This is a genomic window from Paenibacillus sp. B-A-8 (assembly GCF_048572915.1).
In the GTDB taxonomy this organism is placed as follows: domain Bacteria; phylum Bacillota; class Bacilli; order Paenibacillales; family Paenibacillaceae; genus Paenibacillus_AQ.
The window spans coordinates 5,709,285-5,727,084 of sequence record NZ_CP183882.1; the positions used below are offsets into that span (position 1 = coordinate 5,709,285).

The 17,800-nt window shown below is 46.4% G+C and carries 16 protein-coding genes; 9 read left to right on the forward strand and 7 right to left on the reverse strand.

Annotation, left to right across the window (positions count from 1 at the left end):
• Positions 1 to 14: 14 nt before the first annotated feature.
• The 6 genes from ACN6MV_RS25675 to ACN6MV_RS25700 form a co-directional block, all read right to left on the reverse strand.
• Positions 15 to 905: a carbohydrate ABC transporter permease gene (locus ACN6MV_RS25675; RefSeq protein WP_042130810.1), complete on the reverse strand. Its 891-nt coding sequence runs from the start codon at positions 903 to 905 to the stop codon at positions 15 to 17.
• Positions 906 to 1,000: 95 nt separating this feature from the next.
• Positions 1,001 to 1,927 (reverse strand): ABC transporter permease, encoded by a 927-nt coding sequence (locus tag ACN6MV_RS25680; protein WP_419885136.1) that lies wholly within the window; start codon positions 1,925 to 1,927, stop codon positions 1,001 to 1,003.
• A gap of 24 nt (positions 1,928 to 1,951) precedes the next feature.
• Positions 1,952 to 3,250 carry a 6-phospho-beta-glucosidase gene (locus tag ACN6MV_RS25685; protein ID WP_419885137.1) on the reverse strand — a complete coding sequence of 433 codons (1,299 nt, stop codon included), beginning with the start codon at positions 3,248 to 3,250 and terminating at the stop codon, positions 1,952 to 1,954.
• The gene (locus tag ACN6MV_RS25690) at positions 3,247 to 4,224 is read right to left on the reverse strand and encodes an N-acetylglucosamine kinase (RefSeq protein ID WP_419885138.1); all 978 of its coding nucleotides are present in this window, start codon (positions 4,222 to 4,224) and stop codon (positions 3,247 to 3,249) included. The genes ACN6MV_RS25685 and ACN6MV_RS25690 overlap by 4 nt, the downstream gene beginning before the upstream one ends.
• A gap of 21 nt (positions 4,225 to 4,245) precedes the next feature.
• Complete coding sequence (locus ACN6MV_RS25695; RefSeq protein WP_419885139.1) at positions 4,246 to 5,235, reverse strand: LacI family DNA-binding transcriptional regulator; 990 nt, start codon at positions 5,233 to 5,235, stop codon at positions 4,246 to 4,248.
• Between the two features lie 383 nt (positions 5,236 to 5,618).
• The gene (locus ACN6MV_RS25700) at positions 5,619 to 5,843 is read right to left on the reverse strand and encodes a helix-turn-helix domain-containing protein (protein WP_019908812.1); all 225 of its coding nucleotides are present in this window, start codon (positions 5,841 to 5,843) and stop codon (positions 5,619 to 5,621) included.
• A 247-nt stretch (positions 5,844 to 6,090) separates the two neighbouring features.
• Here ACN6MV_RS25700 and ACN6MV_RS25705 point away from each other — a divergent pair, with 247 nt between their 5' ends.
• The 8 genes from ACN6MV_RS25705 (at position 6,091) to nagA (ending at position 15,273) form a co-directional block, all read left to right on the forward strand.
• Complete coding sequence (locus tag ACN6MV_RS25705) at positions 6,091 to 6,258, forward strand: hypothetical protein (RefSeq protein WP_419885140.1); 168 nt, start codon at positions 6,091 to 6,093, stop codon at positions 6,256 to 6,258.
• Positions 6,259 to 6,882: 624 nt separating this feature from the next.
• Positions 6,883 to 7,782: an iron uptake system protein EfeO gene (efeO, locus tag ACN6MV_RS25710; protein ID WP_341114882.1), complete on the forward strand. Its 900-nt coding sequence runs from the start codon at positions 6,883 to 6,885 to the stop codon at positions 7,780 to 7,782.
• A 5-nt stretch (positions 7,783 to 7,787) separates the two neighbouring features.
• Positions 7,788 to 9,119: an iron uptake transporter deferrochelatase/peroxidase subunit gene (gene efeB / locus ACN6MV_RS25715; RefSeq protein ID WP_419885141.1), complete on the forward strand. Its 1,332-nt coding sequence runs from the start codon at positions 7,788 to 7,790 to the stop codon at positions 9,117 to 9,119.
• 60 nt (positions 9,120 to 9,179) lie between these two features.
• A complete protein-coding gene (locus ACN6MV_RS25720) occupies positions 9,180 to 10,982 on the forward strand; it encodes an FTR1 family iron permease (protein ID WP_419885142.1) in 1,803 nt (600 codons plus the stop codon).
• Between the two features lie 294 nt (positions 10,983 to 11,276).
• Complete coding sequence (locus tag ACN6MV_RS25725; protein ID WP_419885143.1) at positions 11,277 to 12,254, forward strand: LacI family DNA-binding transcriptional regulator; 978 nt, start codon at positions 11,277 to 11,279, stop codon at positions 12,252 to 12,254.
• A gap of 234 nt (positions 12,255 to 12,488) precedes the next feature.
• The gene (locus tag ACN6MV_RS25730; RefSeq protein WP_042130832.1) at positions 12,489 to 13,367 is read left to right on the forward strand and encodes a MurR/RpiR family transcriptional regulator; all 879 of its coding nucleotides are present in this window, start codon (positions 12,489 to 12,491) and stop codon (positions 13,365 to 13,367) included.
• Positions 13,367 to 14,095, forward strand: a complete 729-nt coding sequence (nagB, locus tag ACN6MV_RS25735) for a glucosamine-6-phosphate deaminase (protein ID WP_042130833.1) — start codon at positions 13,367 to 13,369, stop codon at positions 14,093 to 14,095. Before ACN6MV_RS25730 ends, nagB begins: the two co-directional genes overlap by 1 nt.
• Positions 14,083 to 15,273 (forward strand): N-acetylglucosamine-6-phosphate deacetylase, encoded by a 1,191-nt coding sequence (gene nagA, locus ACN6MV_RS25740; RefSeq protein ID WP_419885144.1) that lies wholly within the window; start codon positions 14,083 to 14,085, stop codon positions 15,271 to 15,273. Before nagB ends, nagA begins: the two co-directional genes overlap by 13 nt.
• Positions 15,274 to 15,355: 82 nt before the next feature.
• Here the strand turns inward: nagA and ACN6MV_RS25745 are convergent, their stop codons facing one another.
• Positions 15,356 to 16,489 (reverse strand): YhcN/YlaJ family sporulation lipoprotein, encoded by a 1,134-nt coding sequence (locus ACN6MV_RS25745; protein ID WP_419885145.1) that lies wholly within the window; start codon positions 16,487 to 16,489, stop codon positions 15,356 to 15,358.
• Between the two features lie 202 nt (positions 16,490 to 16,691).
• Between ACN6MV_RS25745 and ACN6MV_RS25750 the strand changes: the two genes are divergently transcribed.
• A complete protein-coding gene (locus ACN6MV_RS25750) occupies positions 16,692 to 17,762 on the forward strand; it encodes a glycosyltransferase family 4 protein (RefSeq protein ID WP_341114889.1) in 1,071 nt (356 codons plus the stop codon).
• Positions 17,763 to 17,800 lie beyond the last annotated feature (38 nt).

A 17,800-nucleotide genomic window follows, 5' to 3' on the forward strand; every position in this document is an offset into this window, starting at 1 on the left:
TATGGAGACTGCTGCTATTCTTTCAATGAACCGATCATTACGCCCTTAACAAAGTACTTTTGGAGAAAAGGGTACGTCAGGATAATCGGAATAGTAGCGATCATCATCGTAGCCATGGTCAGTGACTTCGTAGTAATCGTCCGATTTCGGTTCATATGATCCAGTGCGATGGCATTCGATGAACCAATTTGGGTCATAATGTTGGAGTTCATAACCTGCCGCAGCAGAGTCTGTATGGGAAGCAGTTCGTCCTTCGTAATATAGATCGCTCCCGTAAACCAGTCGTTCCAGTAACCAACCGCAGTAAATAAAGCAATCGTGGCCAGCACCGGGCCGGAGACGGGAATAACGATTCGGAAGAAAATGCCGTAGTTACTGCAACCGTCGATTTTGGCCGATTCCTCAAGCCCCTCAGGCAAAGCGTTGAAGAAGGTGCGGATGACAATCATGTTCCAGACGCTGATGATGCCGGGGATAATCAGAACCCAAAAGGTGTCTAGCATACCCAAAGAGCGAACTAGTAAATAACTAGGGATGAGCCCTCCACTGAAGAACATGGTAATCATGAAGAACACCATATATTGTTTTCGAAAAAGCAATGTTTTCTTGGACATTCCGTAAGCTAACAGGGCCGTGAAGAAGACGGACAATGCCGTGCCGCTCAATGTTCTAAGAATGGTGATCAGAAAAGAATTCAGCAGGCGATGATCCTGAAACACAATATAATAATTTTCCAGAGTAAATGCTCTCGGCAACAAAGTTACACCGCCGAGCGCCGTATCGCTCCCTAGATTAAAGGAAATGACCAGCGCGTTCCAAAATGGGTACAGCATAAGTAGCGCCAGCAGCGTCAAAAGGATATAAATAGTCCGCTGCATGATTTTGTCGCCCAGGCTTAGTCTCATTGTTCACCTCTCCTAAAAGGTTTATGGAGCATTACTTACAGTCGATACATCCCAATAAAACTTGCATCGGAAGCATTCGCTATGAGTAGTAGTACCTACCAGAGACTAACATCTGCCTGGCGGGCGATTTTGTTGGCCATCACCAGCAGAATGACACTGATGACTGCTTTAAATAGTCCTACCGCTGTCGCATAAGAGAATCTGGCATTCAAAATCCCAACACGGTACACATAGGTGTCGATGACATCGGAGTAGGGTCGCAGAATTGGATTGGTTGCCAGCAGCAAAATATCCTCGAAGCCCGCACTGAGCAGACTGCCGATAGCAAGAATCATAAAGATGATGATAATGGGGGTAATGCTGGGGAGTGTAATTAAGTGAATTTGCTTAAAACGGCTTGCTCCGTCTATAGAAGCGGCCTCATATAGGGTCGGATCAATGCCTGCAATTGCAGCCAGATAAACAATGCTCCCAAATCCGACCTCCTTCCATACATTTACACTTACTAGAATGGACCAGAAGTATTTGGGTAACGCCAGGAAGTTAACCGGCTCCCCGACTAGATTGAATCGCTCCAGCACATAGTTCACCGTTCCGTTGTCAACGGATAACAGCGAAAATACAAAACCAGATACAATAACCCAGGACAAAAAATAAGGTAAATAGCTGACGGTCTGGATAACGCGTTTAAAGCCCATATGCCCGATCTCATTCAGCATCAGTGCAAGAAGAATCGGGGCAGGAAAAGAGATAATCAATTTAAGCAAGCTAATCACAATGGTATTTCGCATCACATTCCAGAACTCCGGCGCCTCAAAGAACATTCTGAAATGCATAAATCCAACCCAGGGACTCTTCATAATGCCGCCAAAAATATCGTATTGCTGGAATGCCATAACCACACCATACATCGGAATGTAGCTAAAAATGAATACAAAGATAATTCCCGGCCAAACCATGGACTGCAAATCCAATTGACTGGTGAATTTCTTCCATCTACTTGGTTTCTCGGCCGTGTTCATCCGTTTTTCCTCCTCTGGACGATTCTAGTGAAACAACGGCAAAAACGCTTTGTTCTTCTCTAGCATTTCATCCAGCAGTTGTTCTGCTACGGTGACCGAAGGCACGAGCGGATGATGTACCATAGCCTGCAGGGCCATATCCCGGTCTCCGTGCACAGCCGCCTCGATGGTGAGGCTCTCGTATTGCTTGACCGCGGCTAGCAGGCCTTTGATGGACTGAGGAATTGTGCGCATCGGAATCGGCAGCGGACCTTGTCTAGTTACCAAACAGTTCACCTCAATGGAGGCATCGTCCGGCAAGAAGTCAATCATTCCGTTATTCCTTACATTCAACGTCTGGATATCGCGGAAATCATTATAAATGGAGCGCATTAGCAGCACTGCTGCTTCCGAGTAATAGGCTCCGCCGCGCTGCTCCAGCTGCTTTGGCTTCTCCTTCAGCTCTACGTTCCGGTACAGCTCAAACAGCTCCTCCTCCACCTTCTTCACTACCTCAGCGCGCGACCCGGTCGTTACTGCTGCTTCCTTCTGTTCCGCAAGCATCGTGTCCGTCAGATAGTAATAGCTCAGGTAATAAGAGGGGATGGCTTTCAAAGCATTCAGAAACCGGTGGTTCCAGGAATCAAACGGCACATTGCTCGCCTTGTAGCTCTGAGGGTAATCAATGAGCTCCTGCAGCTTGCTCTCACCGTCAATCACGACATCGGATACCCAATGCAGATGGTTGATGCCGACAAACTCCGCGTAGATCTTCTCCATAGGAAGTCCGAAGAACTCGGAGAGCCACTTTTGAAAACCGATAGGCGAGTTGCAGAGGCCTACGCTTTTTACGGATGAATATTTGTGAACAGCTTCAGTCACCATACCGGCCGGATTCGTAAAATTCAGCAACCAGGCATCCGGAGCCAGCTCCTCAATGTCCTTGCAAATATCCAGAATGACCGGAATAGTCCGTAGTCCTTTCATCATCCCTCCGGGACCCGTCGTCTCCTGACCGATGACATTGTATTGAAGCGGAATTAATTCGTCCCATTTTCGCGCTTCCAGCATGCCCACTCGGATTTGGGTGCAGATAAAGTCTGCTCCGGCGATGGCCTCCCTGCGCTCAAGCGTCTGGGCCACGGTAATCGGCAATCCGGACTCAGCAATCATGCGCTTGCTCAGTTCCGCAATCGTATGTAGCTTCTCCCTTCCCGCCTCAATATCCACCAGCCATATTTCGCGGACCGGAAGCTCTTTGTAATGCAAGATGATGCCTTCAATAAGCTCAGGCGTATATGATGAACCCGCTCCGATAACAACGAGCTTCAAAGTATCCTTCATAATAACAGCCCCTCCTTACCCAGTGATAGACGACCAAGAACCTCCTGATTTACACGCATACCGCAGCTTTCCATCGCCAGAACGACCGAGCCTACAACCGGCTCCCGAGTTAGAATCCTTAGAGTGCCATTTGGAGCCGAATGCTTCACTCTCTGTTCAATGGCCCGCCGGATGATGCCTGAGCGATCTCCCTTGGTCAATAGGCTGCCTGCAAGTACGATGTCAAAGGAATCCTCCTCCATAGCCAAATGGCGGATTGTCGATGCCGCTGCCAAACCCAGCTCATCCCCTTGCTTGGTTAGCAGTAGGGTGGCAACCTGGTCTCCTTCATCTGCCGCTTGAAACAGCAGCTCAGCAATATGGGGAGGCAAGTCTCTGGAATGATCCAGGTGATCCTCTCTTAGCTCCGAAACACTGGAATAGCCCAACAAATGAATTAAACGTTCGCTTAAGACAGTCTCTTTCTCTCTTCCTTCATCCGCCCGAAGAACGCTACGGAATACCTCAATACTTAGATCATAGCCTCCGCCGTAATCACCGAACCGGTAACCAAATCCACCACATTGGTACGTAACACCTCGCTGATTTTTACCGGCGCAGTTCACTCCCGAGCCACAGATCAGTACGACCCCATGATTACTCTCTGTACCTGATCGCAAGGCAATCCAGGTATCGCAGGAAATCTCAGTTCGGGGAAGGCCAAGTCTGCTGATGATTGGCCGTAAAATTCGAAAATCGGATTCTCTGTCCGCTCCAGCCAGACCGAACCAGGAATACTCCAACTGGTCCTTTGTCAGCCCTGACGCCATAATCGCTCCCGATACGGCCTGTTGCAAACTATTCTCCGCCTGCTCACGATTATTTTGATGATTTCCGTTCTCTCCCCTGCCTACACCGATGACCGCTCCCTGTTCATTTGCAATCATTGCGTAGGTTTTGCTGCCCCCTGCATCGACTCCCAAAAAGTACTTCACAATTCGTTTCACTCCTAATATTTAGGTTAACCTTACAGATGCGGTGGATTCACGCACGAGAAGCTGAGGAGCGAGCTTCGTTACAACAGCTGGCATCACCTCCCCATTAATTAATTTCATCAGCAAATCAACACCAATGCTGCCCATTTGCGCCTCAGGCTGTCTGACTGTCGTCAATCGGGGATAAAATTCACCTACGAACTGCTGATCATCAAAACCAACCACTGAGATATCCTGAGGTACCAGAATTCCCTCCTCACGCAGGGCTTGAACAACACCTAGAGCAATAAAATCGTCTCCAGAAAAAATGGCTGTGGGCAGCTTATCTTCACGAATCCATCTCTTAGCTACCTCATAACCGCTACTTACCGTAAATCCGCAATATTCCGTACCAAAAGGCGTTAGCCCCGCTTCACCCAGCGCCTGTACATAACCCCGCTTACGCTCCGCTACACTCAGGAACACCGAAGGGCCACCGATGTAGGCGATCTGGGTGTGTCCAAGACCAATCAAGTGTTTGGTTGCTTCATACCCCCCTTGATAGTTATCGACGACAACACTGGGAACATCCTCATGCTGGAGCTGGTTATCCAGCAAGACAAACGGAATTTTTTTTCTTTTCAGCTCCTCTACATATTCTTTTTCCTCAATCGGAGACAACAGGATAATCCCGTCTACGCGGTCCTTCTGAAACAGGAAGTTAACACCTTCATCCTCATTCTCGGCTATGGACAAGGCCAAGAAGTAACCCTGTTCTGCCAGCTTCCGGTTCACCACGCGAATCACGCGGTCATAGAAAGAATCGTTAAAGTTGGTAATCGACATACCAATGACTCCCGTTTTGCCCCTCACAAGACTTCGCGCTGCTGAATTAGGCTGATAATTCAATTCCTCCATTGCTTCGAGCACTTTCTGTCTATTAGCTTCACGTACAGATGGTAAATTGTTAAGCACCCTGGATACGGTCACTACAGAAAGTCCCGACTTTTTGGCTACATCATGTATATTCATCTAAGCTTCTATGCCTCCAAGTTCAATAGTTTAAACGTTATAACTTTTAGGGGAAATAAAAAAGATTAACTCAACTCGTCACAACTACGTCCTGACTGAGAATCGAACATTTAATGTCAGTTCCCCCTTTATAGAAAGTATTAGAACTTTTTCGAAAGTATAAAGGTTTTAACTTTAACATGATTTTACAACCATTCCCAATATCCGTCAATCCATAAACTGCAGCCAAAATTAATATTTCGGAATTTAAATCGTCGGGAATAGCAATGTCTTTCCGCAGGATATAATCGCTTATTATTAATTCAAGAACCACAACAAAAAACCTCCCCACACCCCTAAAGGTGGAGAAGGCTTAAACGCGTCACTTCCGAAGACATGGCCAGCTATATTTTCAGCTCCCCAAGCTTAATCAGCTCGACAACCGCTTGTGAACGGCCTTTAACGTTTAGTTTTTGCATTACATTGGAGATGTGGTTCCGAACTGTTTTTTCGCTGATAAATAATAAACCAGCGATATCACGAGTCGTTTTGTCCTGCACGAGAAGCTCGAAAACTTCGCGCTCACGATGAGTCAACAGAAATTTGCTGTGGTGTTCGTTCCCCTTCAATGGTGTCACCCCTCCTTGCCCTGGGTTTGTTTGGTATAACAAGGTAAAGGGATACAGTCAAAACATATTATGTATTGATGAAGTTAATGGTGCTGTCATAACTACAAAATGGGCTTAACCATCCGGGGCTTATTACATGGCTTTAGTGAGGGCTTTCACCTGCAAAACGTTGAAATTTTCTTGGATAAAATCATCTCCTTACAGGGCAAACTACAACTTGTTGTTTCTTATTAAAGGAGGTGTAAATATGAGTAACTCGAAAAATAATCAACCTACTAAAGCAGAGGTACAAACTACGAAATTAAACAAATTGCCACTAGTGGATAAATTTGAACCGGAATTCTCTGCTGAGGAAGCCGCAGAAGTATTCAAAAATCACCCCTCTGCGGAACATGAATCCCATAATGAACAATAAATTAAAGACGACACAGAATGGGGCTGTCGAATAAGTAGCTTTTTTCTATAAGTGAGACGGTCCGGTTAATTATAAAAATCGTAAAGAACACAGAGCAGCGATTCAGCCATTATTGGAAGAATCGCTCTTTTGTGTTGTTGGTCGTTAACTGCCCGATTCAACAGTGTATTCATCTTCTCCTTCGGAGGGTTACAGAAAGGCCCCCGATGACGTTATTAGTAAATTCATTGCCTTTTTAGCAGAGTTTCGGACCCCAGTGCAGCTATTCCTACTAAGGAAGCGGTCAATGTTGGGTGACTTTTAAGCCAATGGCGAGTATGAGGTCCGTTAGCGATCCAAACTCAAAATATGCTGCATTTAAGAGCAGATGTGTCCGATAGCAGTTGCTTACGCGCAAATAAATGATCAAATCAAAGGAAGTGTTAACTTGCTAATACCCGGATGTAATTAGATATATTTCTACAAACTCAACTCCCAGTCCCGGGAGTTTTTTTGTCTTGCAAAATATAACTATGAAATACATCACAATTTTATATTGACAGTAAATGTATACGGACTTATGATAAATCCAGCATAAATGATAACGATTATCATTCACATATAAAAAAAGGGGTGCTTCATTCAATGAAATTCACATATGCCGTGCCTGCAGGTCTACTTGCAGCCTCCATACTATTTACCGGGTGTACCAGCAACAACGATAACAGTAATAGCAACACAAGCAACAATAACTCTACAAATGCCGCTGCTAACAGTACCGCAGCAACGAATACATCTGATACTTCTGCAGCAACCACTGCCGACTTTACATCGGCGGTTGAGCAATATCGTACATATGTCATCGAGCAATGTGATGAATTTGTAAAGCAAACAGAAAATTTCACAAACGCAGTTAAAGAAGCAAAGATTGAGGATGCGAAGGCACTTTATGCGCCAGCCCGCATGTATTACGAGCGAATTGAGCCGATTGCAGAAGCACTTGGTGATTTGGATCCGAATATTGATGCCCGCGAGAATGACGTAGATGCTGCTGAATGGCGCGGCTTCCACAAGCTTGAGAAAGCGCTCTGGCAGGACAATACAACTAAAGATATGACCGAGGTTGCTGACCAATTATTGAAAGATGCCCAGCTTCTGCGTGCAAAAGTAGAGACCGTAGAGATCGATGCTAATCTGCTCGTTACTGGTGCTGTAGAACTGCTTAATGAGGTTTCTTCTTCCAAAGTAACAGGTGAGGAAGAACGTTACTCCCACACAGATCTTTATGATTTCGTAGCTAATGTTGAAGGCGCCCAAAAGATATACGAGCTGTTAAAGCCAGAACTGGCGAAAAAAGACGCTGAGCTGGAAAAAACGATTGGTGAACGGTTTGCAGCTTTGCAAGCTGAGCTTGCTCCTTTCAAATCTGGAGATGGATATGTTTCCTATGAAGAGCTGAAAGAAGAAGATGTGCGTAAATTGAGTCAAAATTTGGATGCCTTGGCTGAGCCATTGTCCAACATGGGAACTATTCTAGGAGTGTGACCATCATGAATAAGCAAAACAGATTTACCGATTTACCAGCTAGTGCAGAGGGTGCCCCTCTCAATGAAGAATCCAAGAGCAATCCTATATTAGATAAAAAACTAAGCCGCCGCGATATGCTGCGGCTTACTGGCGCCACTAGTCTCGGTCTACTATTAGGTGGTGGAGGTGTTGGCGGAATTATGGCTGCGCGCAATGCCGTAGCTGAGCCAACAGTTGCCTCTGATGGTGATTCCATTCCTTTTTACGGGAGTCATCAGGCCGGCATTCTAACCCCTTCACAGAATTTTATTTACTTCGCAGCCTTTGATCTCACCACAACAAGGCTATCCGATGTTAAAAAGCTAATGAAAGCATGGACAACTGCCGCAGCTTCTCTTACTACTGGCAGCCTCATAGGCGATGTCAATGACAATCCTAATCTCCCACCCTCCGATACAGGTGAAGTAGATGGTTTAAACCCTTCACGCTGTACGCTTACCTTTGGTGTCGGACCTTCTTTTTTTGACAGCAGATTCGGCTTATCTTCCAAGCGTCCAACCCTATTAGCCGATCTTCCGGCATTTACGGGAGACAACCTGGATCCAAAGTGGTGTGGTGGAGATATTTGTGTCCAAGCATGCGCTGATGATCTGCAGGTGGCTTTCCATGCCATCCGAAATCTGGCACGTATCGCTCGCGGCACAGCTGTACTCCGCTGGACTCAGGAAGGCTTCCAGCGCACAGGCACAGCCGACCCTAAAGGAACGACGCCGCGTAATCTTCTGGGATTCAAAGACGGTACGGGAAATCCAGACACTAAGAATGAAGCAGAAATGAACGAAGTGGTCTGGAACAGCAGTAGTGACGGTCCTTCATGGATGAGCGGCGGCACTTATATGGCAGTTCGCCGTGTACGTTTCCGAATTGAGGTCTGGGATCGTTCTTCTTTAAGCGATCAAGAAGCCACCTTCGGCCGTTATCGTCATAACGGAGCACCTATCGGTGCAAAGGATGAATTCGATGATTTAAATCTTAAAGCGGCTGATGCATCCGGGAAACCTGTCATCCCGCCGGATTCACATTCTGCTTTAGCGCATGGTGACGGTACAGTCAAGATGCTGCGCCGCTCCTACTCCATTTCCAGCGGATTAGATGCCGCAACAGGTCAGCTCGATGCAGGATTATTATTCATTAGTTTTCAACGGGATTTAATGAAGCAATTTGTTGCGATCCAGCAGCGTCTCTCCAAGAGTGATCGGCTAAATGAATATATGACGCACACCGGCAGCGCAGTGTTTGCCTGCTTCCCAGGTATCCGCAAAGGCGGCTACATCGGGGAAGCGCTTCTAGGCTAAGCTTGCCCCTAAGTTTCTCAATCGAATGTTCCTGTCCATTATTGAAAGGGGATTATCCCGATGTACTCTCTTAATAAACGGCTGCTATCGAAGGCAGCCGTACTGATTCTGTTTAGCATCGTATGTATACTGATGCTATCTAACCCGGCGGCGGGGGCGGAGGGTGATGGCTCGGTCGACGAGCTGCTGCCACCTGTCGGCAGCGCGCTCGTCGAAGCCGGCCAGAGCCGCTGGGACGCGGCCGCCGCCGATGTAGAAGCGTTCGCTGCGCTGTGGCGCACCGCGAACGCGAACACGCCGGACCCGGCACTCGCCGGTCCGGCTGCCGCCGTTGACGCCGCGCTTGCAGACGCGGCGGCGGCCCTTGCGGCGGGCGATGGTGCGCCCGCCAAAACCGCACTGTCCACGCTTGCAAGAAGCGTGGACGCGTATGTCACCGCCGCCTCCGGCACGGACGGAGGTGACACTGGAGCCGCCGGTCGGGAGACGGCGGCGAAGCTGTTGCCCGCGGCAGAACGCACGCGGGATGCGGTGCGTAGCGCCGACTGGAGCGCGGCAGCGGCAGCGTACCGCGACATCGTCAGCGGATGGAAGCCGGCAGAGCGCAACATCCGGGCCGACAATTCCGCCGTCTACAGCTTGCTGGAGACGAAGATAAGCCTGCTGCGCATCGCGCTGCAGGCAGAGCCGCTCCGCGAGGAGTCGGCGAAATCAGAAGCCGAGGCCTTGTATCAGCTGCTTGCCGATTACAGTGAAGGCAAAGCAATAGATGCTGGAGATACTTCCAGTAAACCAGCATCTATTGAAGGACTGATCAGCCACCTCAATAAAGCTTCTTCCACCGCAAAAGCAGGCAATAGCGCAGAAGCGGCTAATATCATGGAGCAATTCATCGTAGATTGGCCCTCTGCTGAAGGACAAGTGCAGATCGCTTCTCCAGCGGTCTATACCAATATCGAGAACGAAAGCGCAGCGGTCACCGGCTATCTGCTTTCTAATCCGCCTAAACTAGATCAGGCTTTGAAGATCATGGATAATATGGTCTCTGAGTTGACTCCCTTGGCAGGTGAAACAACCTATAATGCTTGGGATGCTGCACTTATTCTTCTTCGTGAAGGACTAGAGGCAATCCTCGTATTATCTGCCCTTTTTGCTTACCTGAAGCGCGATGGCAACGCCAAAGCACAAAAATGGATTTGGTCTGGCGCAGCTGTAGGACTTGTAGCGAGTATCGGATTAGCTGTTATACTCACCTATACCATTTCCCGCGCTGCATCCGGTGGAGCACGTGAGATGATTGAGGGCATCACGGGTCTTGTTGCCGTCATTATGATGCTTACCATTGGACGTTGGTTGCATAGTAAATCAAATACTGCGAATTGGAACAACTATGTTGGTCGACAAGTGGATGGAGCGTTAGCCAAGGGTAATCTATGGTCATTGTCCTCCGTAGCAGCGCTCGCAATTTTACGTGAAGGTGCAGAAACCACTATTTTTTATGTAGGGATGGCGCCTTCCATTAAACTGTCTCAGTTGCTGCTAGGAATCGGAAGTGCTCTAGTGATTCTAGGGATTGTAGGATACGCGATTATTGCCTTAAGTGCAAAATTGCCAATTGCCGCCTTCTTCCGTACAGCTACACTTCTTATTTACTATTTAGTGTTCCGCTTTCTTGGAGAAAGCATTCACTCCCTTCAAGTCGCTGGGAAACTTCCCGCACATGTACAGGATGGGTTGCCTTCTATAAGCTGGCTCGGGATGTATCCGACATGGGAAACTTTAGTGCCTCAACTGCTTGTCCTTGCGTTTATTGTGTGGGATATGTTGCGCAATAGAGCACCAAGAGCTTCACGAACGGCATAGCATAGCCATAAGAAAAACGGTTGTCATCGTTAAACGATGACAACCGTTTTTCTTAGCATTTAAAAGAAGCTGATCCGATGACCATTACATTTAGAAATGAGGCTAGATTTACCGGTCCGTCACGCCCGTTAGGTTACGCCGGTTTAGTCCGGTAATCCCTTGCAAATACAGTCTAATTTATGAAATGGATTCCATAGCAAGCTTTTTTATTTGGGAGGTAATTTACGGACGATATGATAGAATAAAAAGACTATACACTATACACAAGCACCAAAAGGAGGCTGTTGTTCTCGAATGGCTAATATTAAAGAAATCGCCCGTATGGCTGGTGTTTCCGTGACAACGGTCTCGCGAGTACTTAATAATCATCCTTATGTAAGTGAAGCCAAAAGAACCGCAGTCCTAAATACGATTGAAAAGTTAAATTACTCACGTAATATGAACGCCGTACATCTGATTACCGGTCGTACGCAAGCCATTGCAGTTATTATTCCTTACATAAACTTATTTTATTTCTCTGTGATCATCGAAGGACTAGCCCAAGAGGCACTTTTAGCACAATACCGACTAATTTTATGCCAGACCGATTACCAACCTGATGAAGAAATAAAAGTACTGGAGATGCTACGCAATAAAGAAATTGACGGCGTGGTTATTGTCTCTACAAGCATGAGCTCAGAAGTTATTGAAGAATATACAGCATATGGTCCCATCGTGGTCTGCCAAGATAGAGGGAATTGCCAGTTCTCTTCCGTTTATATTGAGCACTATTCCGCTTTTCGAAGCGGTCTTCAATACTTGAATGATAAAGGATACCGCAGGATCGGTTACTGTGAAGGCAGACAACATGGCAGCAGCAGCTCTATCCGGCAAATCGCCTTCCGGGACTTTCTAGACACAACTGGTCAGCCTTATCCTGAAGAGTGGATGATATACGACTGTGTAACGGAAGAGGATGGGGTTCGTGTGCTTCACCATCTGCTCCAAATGAAGGAACAGCCTGACGCGCTAATTATATCTGGCGATCATGTTGCGGCTGGTCTAATCATCGAAGCCTGGAAGAATGGTATTCGAATTCCTGAGGATTTGGCCGTCATTGGATTTGACAACCAGCCTATCGGCCGAACGCTGGGTCTGACCACCATAGATAACCAATTGTCCGAAATGGGTACGACAGCTTTTCGGATCATTTATGATCAGATTCAGAATAATGATAGGCTTCCGGTCCACTATAAGCTTGAATATCGCATTATTGAACGTTCAACGGTATAGCTCAATTCAGGCGCTGTTCAAAAACGGTCCACTTCGCAGTCATCTGCAAGTGGGCCGTTTTGATTTAAATCTATGAGTTTATGCGTGATTGCATAATATCCTTTTTGTATTCATTTTTACCCCTTGCATCCGGATAGATTTTGTTTTATTCTGAATATGAAAATAATTTTCTTATTTTAATAAATAATTTTAAAAATAATTTCAATGAGCTACATCAGAAGTCGAGGTGAATGGATGTCCCCAATTTTATATGCACTTGAGCATGAAAAGTCCAAGCTCTCTCAAATGGAGCGGAAGCTGGCGGAACGGATCCTGTCATCACCAGGTGAAATTGTTCATATGGGCATCACAGAACTCGCAGAACAATGCGGTATTAGTCCTGCTACGATTACACGTTTTTGTAAGGTTCTGCATTTCAAGGGTTTTCCAGATTTCAAAGTAAAGCTGGCTGCTGAGATTGCTCATAGCGATGCAGCTCCTCAGGATGGCGGTTCTTCTTATCAAGATATTGTTGCAGGTAATCCACTCTCCGTTATTGTGGAAGCAATGCAAATGAACCATCTGACATCCATTCGTGATACAACTTCACTTCTGGATCTGGAACGACTACAGGAAGCCGTTAATTTATTATGCCAAGCACGGCGAGTGGATCTATATGGAATGGCTACCTCCTCCATTGTCGCTCAGGATTTCTATCAAAAATTGATCCGTATTGGCGTGAATTGTACTGCTTTCGCCGATTCCCATATGCAGATCACCTCTGCCTCATCGCTATCTGAAGGTGATGTCGTGTTCGCAGTATCGTATTCCGGAGAAACCCCAGAGACCATTGATGCTTTAACATGTGCCAAAGCCAGTGGAGCAAGCACTATTGCTCTAACCTCTTACGGCAGCAGTACCTTGGCCACTCTAGCTGATATCCCACTGTTCTCCTCCTCCTTGGAAAAAGGAATGCGACGAGGCGATATGGCTTCACGTATTGCACAGTTACACATCATTGATATTTTGTTTACTGGAATGGTCAGCACCCGTTTTGGGGATTTTATTCCTAGACTGGAGCAATCTTATTTGAATGTCCAACATTACCGAAACAAACGAGGAGGTCAATCTTAATGAATATTCTTAAGTTCAATAGTGATGAGGATTTCGTACAAACTGGTGCGAATCTTATCGCCAGTCTGCTTCAAAGCAATCCTAAAGCGGTGCTCGGTCTTGCGACTGGAAGTTCCCCAGTGGGTGTTTATGCTAAATTGGTTGAAATGAACCAAAAAGGGCTTGTAAGCTTCTCGAAGGCCACTTCTTTCAATCTTGATGAGTATATCGGATTGCCTGTCGATCACCCGCAGAGCTATCGCAGCTTCATGAATGAGCAATTATTCAATCATATAGATATTGACCCTGCACAGACACATATCCCTAACGGCAACGCAGCAGATATGGAAGCGGAATGCCTCGCTTACGACAAAATGCTGGAAGAATACGGACCGGTTGACTTGCAGATTCTCGGGATTGGAAGCAACGGCCATATCGGATTCAATGAACCAGATGCTAATCTGAGCAGCAAAACCCATGTCGTTGATTTGCTTGAAGACACACGGGAAGCTAATGCCAGATTCTTTGACTCTTTGGACGATGTACCACGGCAAGCGATAACTATGGGCATCGGCGGCATTCTGAAAGCACGCCAAATTCTTTTGTTAGTACGCGGTGCTGGTAAAGCTGAAGCTATCCGTAATGCAGTTGAAGGTCCGATTACTACCCAATGCCCTGCATCTCTACTGCAGAGCCATCCGAATGTTATCGTCCTTGTAGATGAAGGAGCAGGAAAATGGCTGAAATAAATAAAGAACAAGGTAAATTACTGTTTGGTAAGGTGCTGACTCCCCAAAGATTAATTGAGCGTGGCGTAATTGCCGTATCGAGTGAGCAAATTCATTACGCGGGTGAGGCAATATGGCTTCCAGAAGTTTACGCGCACTGGCCAGCTGATGGTCAAACATCAGAAGACCTGCTCATCCCTGGATTCGTAGATGTTCATGTACATGGTGGGGCCGGCCACGACTTTATGTATAGTGATGCTGAATCTTTAAATGCCATCACTAAATTTCACAGCTCCCAAGGAACTACTACCATGCTGGCTACGACTATGACGGCTTCCAAGCCAGCTATTGACCAAGTATTTACTGAAATAAATGCATATCGCGCCACTGAGATGCCATACACACAAATCGCGGGCATGCATTTGGAGGGGCCGTTCATCAGCCCGAAATGGTCCGGTGCTCAGAATCCTGAGCATATTGTTCTGGCTAATATTGAGTGGCTGGAACAATGGGAGAACGACTATCCGGGCATGATCCGGCAAGTCACATTGGCTCCAGAACGCGAAGGTGCACTAGAGGCTATCCTATGGCTGCGTAAGCATGGAATTACCGCCGCGCTCGGTCATACGGATGCATCCTTTGAAGAGGTCATTGCTGCGGCAGATGCCGGATTAAATCAAGCCGTGCATATGTTTAATGCGATGACACCGCTACATCACCGCAAGCCTGGTGCTGCTGGTGCTGTAATGTTCGATAAACGCATACGTGCAGAGATCATCGCCGATGGCATACATGTTCATCCTGCAGCCATTTCTCTAGTGGCTAATCTAAAAAAAGATAACAACCTGTTATTAATTACAGATGCCATGTCTGCTACTGGACTTAGCGATGGTGAATATACGATCGGTGATTTACCTGTACTGGTTCAAGATGGCATTGCCACACTTAAAGATAACCCTGCCGCTTTAGCGGGTAGTACACTTACCATGATCCGCGGCTTCCGTTATCTCATACAAGAAGTAGGACTCAGCCTAGAAGAAGCCTCCCGTGCTGCAAGCCTTACTCCGGCAATATCCATTGGAATGGAACGCTCCATCGGTACCTTGGAAGCCGGAAAACGTGGTGATATCCTGCGACTTGATGCTGAATTGAATCTGCAAAGTGTATGGATTGGCGGGCGCCAAATTAACGTCAAATAAGAATGATGTATAATAAAAAAGCAACAATTCTCGCCATAAAGGTGAGGACTGTTGCTTTTTTATTTAAAAATCAAACTATTTATTAATAATTACGAGTCGGGAAAATTCGCTCAACCATCGTTCTGAATTCATCCACAAAACCTTTGATCGGATGACCCGCACGAGCCTCTTCTGCGTAGACATTGACACGATCTACAAAGTCTGGATTTGCTGATACGTATACATCCTTAATGGTTGCATCATGTTTTTTAATTTCAGCAGCGATTTTCGCTTTAATTTCTTTTGTAACTGTATCTGCTGCTTTTGTATGCATAGTGTTATTTGTGTTGTTCATGTGAGTCGAATGAGTACTGTTCATGTGGGTAGAATTACTTCTGTAATTCGTACCATGGGTACTATTGGTGTAGTTTGGAGTGGTGCTGCGAATGCCCATTCCAGTTCCCAAGCCATCCGTCATCCCAGTGCCGTTTCTAGTTCCCATACCCATTCCGTTACCAATGCCCATCCCCATATTGACATCATGTTTCGAACCGTTGCTGTTCAGCAGAGGTCCATTATTATAAGTATGGGTTCTAGTTCCGGTCGTCCCTGTTCCTGTCCCCAAACTTCCCATTCCGGTTGTTCCATTTCTGTGAGTGCCCACACCTGTCGTCCCCGTACCCAGAGTCCCCATGCCAAGTGTTCCGTTTCTGGTTGCAGGTCCAGTACTTGTTGTACCAGGAACTGTATTCACAGTACCTCTTAGGGTTCCGTTCGTCCCATTCGTTACCGCCCCTGTATCATTCATTCCATCGCGTCCTATTTTCACTCTTCCAGTACCCGACATGACCCCTGTCGGTCCATAATTGTGAGGTACTGTAGACGATTTTGCTCGATAGGATGTAGTTCCTTTAGCCCGCAGACCAGTAGTTGTATCATGTAACGTTACGGCGACATACGCATTCTTACCTGCAAGCATTACGTTCGCTGTGCGAACTTCAGGCATAGCAGCAATACGATCAGCGAGCTCCTGACTGACCTCCATTTTAGTAATATTATGCGTCCCCATCGTTCCTCCGCGTACGGAGTTTACACCGATACGTCCGTCATTTACCCCCCGGACACTATTAGTTTGCACATTAGTCTTCTCTGCCGTATTCGTCCCACACCCTGTAATACTCACCAAGCCTAGAAGTAATGCGGCTGAGACTGACATGCTGATCTTGGATCGCATCATGAATTCATCCTCCATCTCTATTGTTGTATGTGTGCAGCATAACAGTCGTTAGGATGACCTTCCGGCGAACAAGCTATCCTGAAAGGATTTGGAACTGTGCCCGTTTGACCGTCACCTGCCAATGCATATCGGCGTATCTTATAAACAGTAAGCCGTATTTCAACGAGTCGGTAGTGCTCCGCAAAAGTTAGGAGGCGCGTGCATGAAAGTTTTATTCACGTTTTATGTACCGAGTGGCGGGGTGGAGACTTTAAATAAGCTGCGGTGTGAAAGTCTCCAGCGTGATGGGATCGAATGTCATGTTTTATATCTAATGCCTGGTTCAGGAAGCCAGAATAAGGCTAACTTTCCGGTGTTTATTTCCTCTATAGATGAGGAGATTAAAGAAGTACTTGAGACCCATAACTATGATGCCATTATTGTTACATCGGATTATTTATTGCTGAAGCGTCTGCGTGAGCTTGGTTACAGCGGTATTTTGATATACGAATCCCAAGGACTTGGAAAACGTAGTCATGCAAAAGAACTAATCAAAGACGCTGTCCCATATTTCCGCTCCTATTGTAATGCTGTCCTAATTCCACCAACGGATCATTTACTGGAGCTGTTTATTGAAATCTGTCCATGGCTACATCGATATGTCATTCCCAATATTGTTGATGTCCAGTCCTTTCAGCACATCCCTGCCGAGCCTCCGGCTGATCCGGTCATCGCTTGGGTCGGGCGTCTGGAAAGCAATAAAAATTGGCGCGAATATTTGAGAATTGCCCATCAACTTCGCCTTCACAAACCAAACCTTCATTTATGGATGTTTCATGACCCTGAATTAGCCACAGAGGATCAAAAGCAGCCCTTCCAAGAAGAATTGCAAAACTTAGGTCTGAACGATCGTCTAAGTACCTTCACCAATATTCCTAACCATGTAATGCCGATTTATTATTCCTCCATAGCTAATTCTGGAGGGTTTCTGTTATCCACTTCTATTACAGAGGGTTTTGGATATGCTGTTGCAGAAGCCATTTGCTGCACTTGTCCTGTACTTAGTACGGATTCTGACGGTGTTAGATCTTTTATTGTGCATAATATCTCAGGCAAATTTTATCCTCTTGGCAACATCGAAACGGCCGTCAATGAAGGGTTAGAGCTAATGAACAATATGCCACTGCGAAATGCACTCCGCCAGCAAGGAAGGAATTATATGGTTACACGTTACGGTACAGAAAAATATGCGCAGTCATTTCGTGAAATGATGAACTCCTTTGCCATCTTCTAACTTTTAACTGCAAAAGAACCTTCAAACCACTTTATTTG

Coding starts and splice junctions, on each gene's coding strand:
- nagA (WP_419885144.1), top strand. CDS start 14,083: ATGGCTGAAATAAATAAAGAACAAGGTAAATTACTGTTTGGTAAGGTG.
- ACN6MV_RS25675 (WP_042130810.1), bottom strand. CDS start 905: ATGAGACTAAGCCTGGGCGACAAAATCATGCAGCGGACTATTTATATC.
- ACN6MV_RS25695 (WP_419885139.1), bottom strand. CDS start 5,235: ATGAATATACATGATGTAGCCAAAAAGTCGGGACTTTCTGTAGTGACC.
- ACN6MV_RS25680 (WP_419885136.1), bottom strand. CDS start 1,927: ATGAACACGGCCGAGAAACCAAGTAGATGGAAGAAATTCACCAGTCAA.
- ACN6MV_RS25720 (WP_419885142.1), top strand. CDS start 9,180: ATGTACTCTCTTAATAAACGGCTGCTATCGAAGGCAGCCGTACTGATT.
- ACN6MV_RS25730 (WP_042130832.1), top strand. CDS start 12,489: ATGTCCCCAATTTTATATGCACTTGAGCATGAAAAGTCCAAGCTCTCT.
- ACN6MV_RS25750 (WP_341114889.1), top strand. CDS start 16,692: ATGAAAGTTTTATTCACGTTTTATGTACCGAGTGGCGGGGTGGAGACT.
- nagB (WP_042130833.1), top strand. CDS start 13,367: ATGAATATTCTTAAGTTCAATAGTGATGAGGATTTCGTACAAACTGGT.
- efeB (WP_419885141.1), top strand. CDS start 7,788: ATGAATAAGCAAAACAGATTTACCGATTTACCAGCTAGTGCAGAGGGT.
- ACN6MV_RS25745 (WP_419885145.1), bottom strand. CDS start 16,489: ATGATGCGATCCAAGATCAGCATGTCAGTCTCAGCCGCATTACTTCTA.
- ACN6MV_RS25705 (WP_419885140.1), top strand. CDS start 6,091: ATGAGTAACTCGAAAAATAATCAACCTACTAAAGCAGAGGTACAAACT.
- ACN6MV_RS25725 (WP_419885143.1), top strand. CDS start 11,277: ATGGCTAATATTAAAGAAATCGCCCGTATGGCTGGTGTTTCCGTGACA.
- ACN6MV_RS25685 (WP_419885137.1), bottom strand. CDS start 3,250: ATGAAGGATACTTTGAAGCTCGTTGTTATCGGAGCGGGTTCATCATAT.
- efeO (WP_341114882.1), top strand. CDS start 6,883: ATGAAATTCACATATGCCGTGCCTGCAGGTCTACTTGCAGCCTCCATA.